General features: G+C 66.8%; 3 protein-coding genes. All 3 read left to right on the top strand.

Annotated features, from left to right (window positions below; genetic code table 11):
* Nucleotides 1-499, top strand: a 499-nt coding sequence (locus AC1DYI_RS30260) for a hypothetical protein (RefSeq protein ID WP_477207820.1), incomplete at its 5' end; no start/stop codon positions are given.
* Nucleotides 500-706: 207 nt separating this feature from the next.
* A complete protein-coding gene (locus AC1DYI_RS30255) occupies nucleotides 707-1,873 on the top strand; it encodes an FG-GAP repeat domain-containing protein (RefSeq protein WP_477207819.1) in 1,167 nt (388 codons plus the stop codon).
* A gap of 124 nt (nucleotides 1,874-1,997) precedes the next feature.
* Nucleotides 1,998-3,313: TRC40/GET3/ArsA family transport-energizing ATPase (locus AC1DYI_RS30250; protein ID WP_477207818.1), on the top strand; the 1,316-nt coding region annotated here is incomplete at its 3' end.

Raw genomic sequence — 3,313 nt, 5'->3', positions numbered from 1 at the left:
GACCTGGACATCGCCGGTACGCATCCCGATCGATCCGACCTCGAGCACGGTGGACCACTTCATCCCGGGCCTGGCGGTAGACCGCAACAGCTCGGGCAGCACCGCCCGCCTCGCGCTGACCTACTACTTCTATCCCAACGCCAACTGCACCGCGAACACCTGCAAGCTGTCGGTGGGGTTCGTGTCGTCTGTCGACGGTGGAACGAGCTGGAGCGCAGCGCAGACCCTGGCCGGCCCGATGAACCTGTCCGACCTGGCTGACACGAGCCAGGGCGTCATGGTCGGCGACTACATCTCGACCTCGTTCGCCGGCGCGAAGGCGGTGCCGATCTTCGCCATCGCCAAGGCCAAGAGCGGCTCGGTCTTCGACGAAGCCATGTATGCCAGCAAGCTGCTGGTGACGGCCCTGCAGGCCCACCCGCTGCGGGTGGCTGACGAGCCGGTGCTCTCGCTGCAGGGCGACAAGGCCAGGCGCCTGGGCCCGCTCGTGACCCCCTGACCGTTTCGGTTGACCTGGCCGGCCCAGGTGCAGCGGCGAGCTCCGGCCCGCCGCTGCCTCCGTACCGGCCGCCGTGACCCGCCTCACGGGCGTGCGCAGGAAGCCCGGACACGCTTCGTCACAACGCGGGCGCGCTGGCCTGGTCGGCGCCGCTCGAGCCGATGGCATGCTGCCGCCACTGCAATGGCTCTGACAGTGGAGGCACCCTTGAAGCACCGGATTACGCGCTTGGCATTGGGCATCGTTTCGCTGGCGTTGGTCGTCGGCTTTGCGCCGATGACCTACCAGGCCCAGTTGCTCGAAATCGCCAAGGGCTTTGGCACGGCAGTGGCCGACTACAACGGCGACGGCCACGACGACGTGTTCGYCACCGGCCACGACCAGCAGGACCACATCTGGTACTGGACGGCCCACGGCTACGCAGAATCGGAGCAGAAACTCGAACACGTCGATCGGCACGACTGCGACGCGGCCGATGTCAATCGCGATGGCCGGATGGACTTCTACTGCGCAGTCGGCGCCGAGAAGGGCCAGGGCATCGGCCTGAATGAACTGTGGATGCAGCAGCCGGACGGCATCTTCGTGAAGATGGCCCACCACGGCGCCGAAGACCGCTACGGCAGCAGCCGTCGCCCGATCTTCTTCGACTTCAACCACGACGGCTGGCCCGACATCTACATGACCGACGAGTGGCACGACCGCACCGACGGCCATGAAAGCATCAACCGCCTGTACGTCAGCAGCCAACACGGCCAACACTTCGACGAAGTGCAGACCATCGCCACCGGCTCCCTCGGCTGGGGCTGCGTCGCGAAGGGCGACATCGACGGCGACGGCTGGGACGACCTGCTGATCTGCAACGACGACGGTCCGTCGCGCAACCTGCTGAACAACCGGGCCGGTGACTTCAACTCGATCACGCCACCGGCGCTGGTGGGCAAGCACTGGATCTGGGCCCAGCTGATAGACCTGAACCAGGACGGCAGGCTGGACCTGATCTCGCTGGTCGACGGCTCGGCAGTCGAGGTCTGGCTGAACAGCGGCAGCGGCCTGTATTTCGAGAACCGGCTCTTCCTCGGCAAGCTCGCCAAACCCGGCAAGTCATTGACCGTGGGCGACTTCAACCACGACGGCCGGCCCGACATCTACGTCGCGCTGGCCGACAAGAGCTGCAAGACCACCTTGCACGACCAGGCCGACGACGTCGTGTTCTGGGGCCGCAAGGACGGCCTGTGGGACAAGGGCCAACTCGAGCAAGGCTACGACGGCTGCGGCCACGAGGTGCAGACGCTGGACGGCGACAAGGTCCTGCTGGTGAACGGTGGCAGCAAGAAGCCGGGGCCGAACTACGTGCTCAGCTGGTCGCAGGATTAGGCGGCAGCAGCCGTTGGCCGAGCGGCGGTCGCGAGAGGACGTTCGCTCCCCCAATGCCTGCCAGCTGATCCTGGTCAAGCCAACTGGCGCCAAGCGGAGCACAGTTCGCTCAATGGACAAGCCAATGAAGATCAAGGTTCTGGGGTCGGGTTGCAGCAAGTGCCGAAGCACGATCGGCATCATCGAACGCTGCGCCGCAGACGCAAGCCTCGAAGTCGAGATCGTCAAGGTTGAGCGCCCTGAGGAGATCAAAGCCTACGGGGTGCATGCCACCCCGGCCATTGTCATCGCGGACCGGGTGGTCCACAGCGGTGGCATCCCGTCGCACGAACAGGTGCGGGCCTGGTTCAAGCCCGTCGGTATCGGTTTCATCGACCATCCGACGCGGCATCTTTTCTTCACCGGCAAGGGTGGTGTCGGCAAGACCTCGCTGTCGACCGCCGCGGCGCTGACACTGGCCGATGCCGGCAAGAAGGTGCTGCTCGTCAGCACCGATGCCGCGTCAAACCTCGACGAAATGCTCGGCATCGAACTACGCAATACGCCTGTCCCGGTCCCCGGTGCACCCGGCCTGTCGGTGCTCAACATCGACCCCCACCACGCCGCCGAGTCGTACCGCCAGCGTGTGCTGGCCCAGATGGAGGCGAGCGCGACCGAGCAAGAGCTGTCCACGATCCGCGAGCAACTTTCGGGCGCCTGCACGACCGAGATTGCCTCCTTCGACGAGTTCTCGTCCCTGCTGGCCGGTGGCGCCGAGCCTTGGGACCACATCGTCTTCGACACGGCGCCGACCGGGCACACCCTGCGTCTGCTCAGCCTGCCCAAGGCATGGACAGGCTTCCTCGACGGCAACGACCGTGGCGCCTCGTGCCTCGGGCCGCACTCGGGCCTGAAGATGCAGGAGGTCCGGTTCAGAGCCGCGCTGGACGCCTTGAGCGATGGGACGAAGACCACCGTGGTCCTGGTGGCCCGACCCGAGCGCGGCGCCATCGCCGAAGCGGCGCGCACCTCGGTCGAGTTGCGTCAACTGGGCCTGGACAACCAGCGGCTGGTCATCAATGGCGTGTTCCACGCCAGCGACCGCGGCGACGCCGTGGCCTGTGCCATCGAGGACCTGGGGCAGCAGTCGCTGGACACCATGCCCGCACCCTTGCGCGAGCTGCCGCAAGATCGGGTGCCGCTGCGCCCCTTCGACACGGTCGGCCTGCCGGCCTTGCGCGCGTTGCTCGTTCCAGGAGCCGCACCGGTTGCCCCGCTCACGGTAGAGAAAGGTGCGGGCGGCGACCCGCTTCCCGGTCTGGCCGCACTGGCCGATGACCTGGCCGCCGCCGGCCATGGCCTGATCATGGTGATGGGCAAGGGCGGCGTCGGCAAGACCACGATCGCCGCGGCTCTGGCGGTCGGCCTCGTGCAACGGGGCCGGACCGTGCACCTGAGCAC

This window comes from Ideonella sp. P3_A4 (assembly GCF_056403075.1).
Note: the sequence above shows the minus strand (reverse complement) of the source record. Positions and strands in the feature narration are given on the sequence as shown.